The sequence below is a fragment of the Salinibacter sp. genome (assembly GCF_036626415.1).
GTDB lineage: Bacteria > Bacteroidota > Rhodothermia > Rhodothermales > Salinibacteraceae > Salinibacter.
Map to the genome: position 1 here is coordinate 1 of NZ_JAZKRW010000146.1, position 6,842 is coordinate 6,842.

Below are 6,842 nucleotides of genomic sequence, written 5' to 3' on the forward strand. Positions count from 1 at the left end.
TTGTAGTAGGAGGTGGCCCGGAGCATGCCCACCAGGGTGGCGGCCTGAAGGGGGTCGAGCTGCGCGGCCCGTTCGCCAAAATACGTTCGCGCCGCGGCCTCGATGCCGTACACGTTCCCGCCGAAGCTCACGGTGTTGAGGTACATCTCCAGAATCTCCCGCTTCGTGTAGCGCCGCTCAAGCTCAACCGCGGTTACCATTTCTCGGACCTTGCGCGGAATGGTGACGGCCCGCCCCACCTCCTCGTTGTAGAGGTTGCGCGCGAGCTGCTGTGTGATGGTCGACGCCCCCCGAAAGCCCCCCGTCAGGATGTCGGCCATTGCGGCCATGATGGCCCGCGGGTCCACGCCCCAGTGCTGGTAAAACCGCTGGTCCTCGGTCGCGATGAGCGCATCGGTGACGTGGGACGAGATGCTGTCGTAGGGGGCCCAGGAACGGTTCTGGCGCGCATACCGGGCCAGCTCTTTGCCGTCGGCCGTGTACGCGATCGTGGCCAGCTGCATGGTGGGGTCTTCGAGGCGCTCCGTGGACGGGATGTCGTCGGTCAGCGTCCACACGTACACGCCCGCCACGAGGGCCCCGGCCCCCAACAGCCCCGCAAGGACGGAGAGCACGACCGCGGCCTGTGCCCTCCATGGATCCGATATTCGCCGGTGGAAAAAGCCCCGCAGGCCAGTGGTGGGGCGCCCGGAGCGGCCCTCCCCCTCCGGCGGGCCGCCGTCCGATGCGGCCCCCTTCCGGGCAGACCGGTCTTGGAAGTACTGATCGAGCTCCTCGTCGGAATAGGACCATTCAGACATAGACCAGCGGGCCGGTGTCGGAGAACAAGCGAGGGCGACGGGCTACGACTTATCACAGCGGAACGGATTCAATGTCCTGAGCGCGCGCGCCGTTCCACCGCTGGAGGCGCAGCCCCTCCCCGTCCAAACGGGCAAAAGTCCGCCGTTCGTACCAGGTGCCCGTATTGAGGTACGCCCCGTCCGGCCCCCGGTCCAGGGCGGGCACATGGCCGTGCCCCAGGATGACCCCGTCCAGGGCGTCACGCTGGAGGAGCCTGTGGGCCTGCGCTCGGAGGCACTCGGGGGTGGCAGCGTCGGGCGTTCGGGCGTGGAGCCGCCGGCTCACCCAGCGGGCCAGGCCCAGTCCGAGGTCGGCGGGCAGCAGCGTTCGGTAGAGCCACACCGGCACCGGGTGGCGAAGCAGGGCCCGCAGCCAGGAGCGCGGCGGATCGGTCGCTGCCAGGCCGTCGCCGTGCTCGAGGTGAAGACAGCATCCAAAGTGGGTGGCCTTGACCGACTCCGGAACGAGCCTGACCCCCAGCTCCTCTGAGAAGTGGTCCTGATGCCACGGATCGTGGTTGCCAAGCAGGTACGTCACCGGAATCCCTTGATCGGTCCAGCGCGCGAGCAGGCCCTGAAACCGAATGAATCCTTTCGGGACGAGGTGACGATACTCGATGTACCCATCGAACACGTCCCCAAGAAGGTACAGGTGGTCGATCTCGGCCGCGTGCGCCTCCAAGCACTCCACGAGCGCCGCCTCTTTCTCTCGCTCCGCTGAGCGGGCCCCGCGCCCGAAGTGCATGTCGGAAACAAAAAGAACCACGGGAGCGAACAGGGAGACGGCAAGCGACACGATGGTGCTGGTAAGACTTCCGGTCTTCGCCGCCCGAACGCTCAGCCCCGCGAGTCGTAGAACCGCCCCGCAAGCTTGCGCTTTTGTGCGGTCGATTCTCCCTCCGAACACGACGCCCCCCACGCATGCCGCGACGCACCCAGTACCGGCCGCCCACTCGGTTTTCGGTGATGCCGCCGGTGATCAAGAACCTCCTCATCCTTAATGGCCTATTCTTCCTGGCCCAGTTTGTGGCCACCGAGACGCTGGCGCAGTCCTCCATGCTGGCGAGCGTGCTCAACCTGATGCCCCTCTATCCCCCCGGCACCGCCGGCCCCAGTTTTTGGCCCTGGCAGCCGATATCATACAGCTTCCTCCACGGGAGCTTTGGACACTTGTTTTTTAACATGTTCGCCCTCTGGATGTTTGGGGTGCAGGTTGAAAACCGATGGGGGTCACAGCGGTTCGCGTTTTTCTACTTCGCGTGCGTCGTCGGCGCCGCCCTCACGCACCTTGCATTCGTGAGTGCCCCCATCCCAACCGTCGGGGCGTCGGGTGGGGTGTACGGCATCCTGTTGGCCTTCGGCATGATGTTTCCGAATCAGCCGATCTACATCTGGTTTCTGTTTCCGATCAAGGCCAAGTGGCTCGTCACCGGGTTTGGGGCCCTGGAGCTCTACTCGGCGGTCACGGGCACGCAGGCGGGCGTCGCGAACTTTGCCCACCTCGGCGGCATGGTGATTGGCTTCCTCCTCATCCAGTACTGGCGGGGCAAGCTGCCGGTGGAGCCGGACCGGGAGATGCGGTGGTAGTGGCGTTGAGGGTTTTGGGTTAAGGGTTTTGGGGGGTGCGTAAATGCACCTGAGGTATGAGATACGAAATACGCAATACGAAATACGCCGCCCGACGACGCCGCATTCCCAAGAATCAACTCGGCGGCTCAGCAGATGACAACACACCACTGGGAACTGCCCTCCCAGCAAACCTTGCCCCCGCTCCGTGGTATAAGTCGGCACATTCGGCAAAGGAGCCGCCCGAAGCGGCATGCCGCCCGTTTCTTTTCCTTTGATTGGGGCCAACGGCCCAGCGATTGATCGTGTACGATTTCAAAACGTGGTACTACCAGCAGCCGCCGGCGCTGCGCACCATCATTACGATCAACGTGGTGGTGTGGGTGACCCTCCAGTTCCTGAACCTCTGGAGCGCCGGACTCATGTTTGTGCGGTCGCACCTGGCGCTCCACCCGGTGTTTCCGGACATTCTGCTGGAACCGTGGCAGCTGGTGACCTACAGCTTCATGCACACCGGGCTGTTCCACATCGGGGTCAACATGCTACTGCTCTTCTGGGTGGGGCGCGAATTTGAGCGGATGCACGGCTCGGAGCAGTTCTGGAGCGTGTACCTGACGACGGCCGTCGGCGGCGCACTGATCTGTCTGCTCCTGAGCCCGATCGCGCCCGGCATTTCGGGGGGCATGGCGGGGGGACAGAGCATTCCGGTGCTGGGGGCCTCCGCCTCGGTGCTCGGCGTGCTGACGACGGTGGCCATCCTGTACCCGTACAAGCAGATCCGGCTGCTCTTCTTCGGGGTTGTGCCGCTGCTGTGGGTCGTGGTCGGGTTTTTGGCCATCGATGCGCTGATGGCCCTCCGCCCCGGCGGCAACACGGCCGTCGCGGCCCACTGGGGCGGCGCCCTCACCGGCTTCCTCTACGCCAAGAACCAGCAGGGCGCCCTCGGGACGCTGCCCGGGATCGGGGCTCTGTTTCGGGGCCGCTCCTCCCGCCGCTCCGGCTCCGGACTGCTCTCACGCCTCAAGGCCTGGGTCCAACCCTCTTCTTCTTCCTCCTCGGACGCCACGCCCCCCCAGCGCCCCGGCGACACCAATGGAGCGGCTAGCACGTCGCCCGACCACACCGAAGAGGTGGACCGCATTCTCGACAAAATTAGCGAGGAAGGATACGACGCGCTCAGCGACGAGGAGAAGCGGATCCTGTACGAGGCTAGCGAGTCGTAACGCCTCCACGGTCACGCGCTCGATGCCCCTGACGCTGCGAGGGCGCCGGCCCCGGACCGGGAGCCGTTTGCAGGGGGCATCCGTACAGTCCACGTCGCGGATGCGGAATGCACGTTGCCTACGCCTTCACGCCTACCTTCGTCATCAAGTTTGCTTCGGTCCATGGAACGTCCTCGTCGCTCGTCTCGCCCCGTTCAGGTTGGCGATGTTCAAATTGGAGGCGGGGCGCCCATCTCCGTCCAGACCATGACCGTCTCGAAGACGCACGAGGTGGAGACGACCCTCAACGAAATTGAGCGGGTGGTCGATGCGGGCGCCGACATCGTACGCGTGGCCGTGCCGCGCCCCGAGGATGCCGACGCCCTCGACGACATCGTGCAGGGGGCGCCCGTGCCCATCGTGGCCGACATTCACTTCAACTACCAGTACGCCCTCAAGGCCATTGAGGCCGGCATCGACAAGGTGCGCATCAACCCCGGCAACATCGGGAAGCGCGAGTGGGAGCGCGAGGTCCTGCAGGCCGCCAAGGAGGCCGGCGTCCCCATCCGCATCGGCGTCAACTCCGGCTCGCTGGAGGAGGACATCCTCGACAAGCACGGCTACCCGAAGCCGCAGGCCCTCTTCGAGAGCGCGATGCGACACGTGGAGGTCTGCACCCGCAACAACTTCGAGGACATTGTGATCTCGGTGAAGCACTCCGACCCCTACATGATGATCCAGGCCTACCGCAAGGTGGCCGAGGAAACGGACTATCCGCTGCACCTGGGGGTCACCGAGAGCGGCAGCCTCGACACCGGCACGGTCAAGAGCTCGATCGGGCTTGGCGCGTTGTTGGCCGACGGCATCGGCGACACGATTCGCGTCTCCCTCGCTGCCGACCCCGTGGAGGAGGTGAAGGTGGGGCACCGCATCCTGAAGTCGCTCGGCATCGGGCGGCCCGGTGTGAACATCATCGCGTGCCCCACCTGTGGGCGGCTCGTGGGCGACCTCTTCACCGTCGTGGAGGAGGTCGAGGAGGCCATCGCCGAACAGAATTTCGACAAGAACCTCGACGTGGCCCTCATGGGCTGTGCCGTCAACGGGCCCGGTGAGGCCGAAGGGGCCGACCTCGGGGTGTCCCTGGGGCGGGGCCGCGCGCACTTCTTCAAGCACGGCGAGGTGGTGGATACGGTCCCGGAGGACGAAATCGTGGACACGGTCCTGGAGGCCATCGAAAACTGGGACGAGGAGGACGAGTCGGGCGACGGCGAGACCGCCGCGACCTCGCCCGGCGACGGCGCCCCGGCGACCGACGAGGCCGACACGGAAGAAGACGCCTCTACAGGGGCCACGGGCGTAACCAAACCAGACCTCCCCACGTCGTAGTCCATTGGGTAGTGGGGAGTCCCGTTGGGGGCTCTCGTCGTCCCGCACAGGGGGTGGCCCTCGCTCTTACGTGGCCACCGTCAGCTCGGTGCGGCTGTCGTGGAGCGCCTCCGCGGACGCACGAAGAGCGTCGCGCTCCTCGTCGCTGAGCGTCGGGTCCACGCGCTTCTCCATCCCTTCCAGGCCCACGACGCACGGGACACTCAGGCACACGTCGTCGATGCCGTACGCGCCGTCGGGCCGCGTGCTGACGGGCAGCACGTTCTGCTGATCTTCGAGCACGGCGCGCACGATGCGGGCGATGACGAGGCCGATGGCCGTGTCCGTGTGGCCCTTCCGATCGATAATTTCGTAGGCCGCGTTGCGCGCCTGTTCGAAAATCGACTGCATCGTCTCCTCGTCCCATTCCTTCCCCAGCACGGTCTTTCCGTGAATCTCTTGCCCCCCGATCGTGGCGTTGCTCCAGATGGGCACCTCGGAATCGCCGTGCTCCCCGAGGATGTACGCGTGGACCGAGCGGGGGTCCACGCCGTAGTGTCGCCCCAGCAGCGCCCGGAAGCGGGCCGTGTCCAGCAGCGTCCCGGTGCCCAGGATGCGGCGGTTCGGCCGGCTGCTCAGCTCTTGCGAGACGTAGGTGAGCACGTCGACCGGGTTCGTCGCCACCACGAGAATGGCGGTGGGAGCGTGCTTGTCAAGTTGAATGATGATCTCGCGGAAGATCTCTGCGTTGCGCTGCAGCAGGTCGAGACGCGTCTCGTCGGGCGAGGTCTGGCTCGCCCCCGCCGAAAGGACGATAATTTGGGCGTCACTGAGGGCCGGATACTCGACCGCCCGACACGTGATGCCCCCCACCAGTTGCTGGCCGTGCATGAGGTCCATCGCTTCCCCCTCGGCCCGACGGGTGTCCTGATCGAGCAGGAGGATTTCGCTGGCGAGGCTCTGGTTGAACATGGCGTAGGCGGCCGCGGTGCCCACGTTGCCGGTGCCGACGATGCCGACGGTGCGTCGCTGGATCATAGAACGAAGAAACGGTGTGTGAGGGAGGCGCAGACGCGTCGCCGGACTACCCGGCGAGCATGATGAGGGCGATGGTGGCGAGGAAGCTTAAGACGGCGAGCAGGGACACCGTAAGCGAGAGGGTCGTGCTTGTGCGGGCGCGGGTGGCAGGCCCTGCAATGCGGGCGGAGGCCCGCGGGTCCTCGGCCTCTGGCGCAAGCTCCTCTTCGTCCGTCGGTGGCGCAACAACGAACGGAACGGGGTCGCTCCAGGGCCCGGGGTCGGCCACAGGGAAGAGGGGGCGGACGCGCCAATGAAACGCCGCCCCGCCCCCTCGAAGCGTGTCGTAAAGGGTTACGGACGTCGTTTGATCGACTGCGAGGCCGACGACCGGATCCGCGAAGTCATCGGTCGGGGCCACCTGAAGCTGATAGCCGGTGGCCTCCGGCACCCCCTCCCACGTAAACGGGACGGCGCTCTGGTCGACGGGGGGATCCTGGTCACTCGTGGGATGGAGCGGCACCGGCGGCGCCTCCACCCGAACCGTGCCCGCTGCGGACGCCAGGTCTGCGGACGGGACGGCGAAGCGGGCCGGCGCGCTCCAGTCGGACTGGGCCTCGGCCGGCCCTTCTGCCCGCACCCGCCAGCAGGCGGTCGCGGCCTCCTCCGGGAGTGCCGTCTCCAAGGGCACGGCGGTCCCCCGGTCCATTGTCTCGTCGTAATGGACGGCCTCAAAGGCGTCCGTGCTCGCAATCTGGACCCGATAGTGGGGGGCGTCCGGCACCGGTGTCCAGTCGAACACGGGCGTATCGGTCTCGACGGGGCGGCCCGCCACGGGCTGGGTCGGACACGG

At 66.3% G+C, this 6,842-nt stretch carries 7 protein-coding genes; 3 read left to right on the top strand and 4 right to left on the bottom strand.

The window, feature by feature from the left end; translation table 11 throughout:
• Together V5A20_RS12460 and V5A20_RS12465 are read right to left on the bottom strand one after the other, a co-directional pair.
• On the bottom strand, window positions 1-800 hold an 800-nt coding region (locus V5A20_RS12460; RefSeq protein ID WP_332327476.1), incomplete at its 3' end, for a biosynthetic peptidoglycan transglycosylase.
• A gap of 52 nt (window positions 801-852) precedes the next feature.
• Window positions 853-1,605, bottom strand: a complete 753-nt coding sequence (locus V5A20_RS12465) for a UDP-2,3-diacylglucosamine diphosphatase (protein WP_332316594.1) — start codon at window positions 1,603-1,605, stop codon at window positions 853-855.
• A 155-nt stretch (window positions 1,606-1,760) separates the two neighbouring features.
• Here V5A20_RS12465 and V5A20_RS12470 point away from each other — a divergent pair, with 155 nt between their 5' ends.
• The 3 genes from V5A20_RS12470 to ispG all read left to right on the top strand — a co-directional run bounded on the left by V5A20_RS12470 (window position 1,761) and on the right by ispG (window position 4,993).
• Entirely contained in the window at window positions 1,761-2,426 is a 666-nt protein-coding gene (locus V5A20_RS12470) for a rhomboid family intramembrane serine protease (protein WP_332316595.1), read from the top strand.
• Between the two features lie 284 nt (window positions 2,427-2,710).
• A complete protein-coding gene (locus V5A20_RS12475; RefSeq protein ID WP_332316596.1) occupies window positions 2,711-3,628 on the top strand; it encodes a rhomboid family intramembrane serine protease in 918 nt (305 codons plus the stop codon).
• 162 nt (window positions 3,629-3,790) lie between these two features.
• Window positions 3,791-4,993 carry a flavodoxin-dependent (E)-4-hydroxy-3-methylbut-2-enyl-diphosphate synthase gene (gene ispG, locus V5A20_RS12480; RefSeq protein ID WP_332316597.1) on the top strand — a complete coding sequence of 401 codons (1,203 nt, stop codon included), beginning with the start codon at window positions 3,791-3,793 and terminating at the stop codon, window positions 4,991-4,993.
• Between the two features lie 66 nt (window positions 4,994-5,059).
• Here the strand turns inward: ispG and V5A20_RS12485 are convergent, their stop codons facing one another.
• Both V5A20_RS12485 and V5A20_RS12490 read right to left on the bottom strand, forming a co-directional pair.
• Window positions 5,060-6,010 (bottom strand): L-lactate dehydrogenase, encoded by a 951-nt coding sequence (locus tag V5A20_RS12485; RefSeq protein ID WP_332316598.1) that lies wholly within the window; start codon window positions 6,008-6,010, stop codon window positions 5,060-5,062.
• 46 nt (window positions 6,011-6,056) lie between these two features.
• Window positions 6,057-6,842, bottom strand: a 786-nt coding sequence (locus tag V5A20_RS12490) for a DNA-binding protein (RefSeq protein WP_332327477.1), incomplete at its 5' end; no start/stop codon positions are given.

Bases quoted from the DNA above. Each gene is read 5' to 3' on its own strand.
- V5A20_RS12470 (WP_332316595.1), top strand. From the start codon at position 1,761: ATGCCGCGACGCACCCAGTACCGGCCGCCCACTCGGTTTTCGGTGATG.
- ispG (WP_332316597.1), top strand. From the start codon at position 3,791: ATGGAACGTCCTCGTCGCTCGTCTCGCCCCGTTCAGGTTGGCGATGTT.
- V5A20_RS12485 (WP_332316598.1), bottom strand. From the start codon at position 6,010: ATGATCCAGCGACGCACCGTCGGCATCGTCGGCACCGGCAACGTGGGC.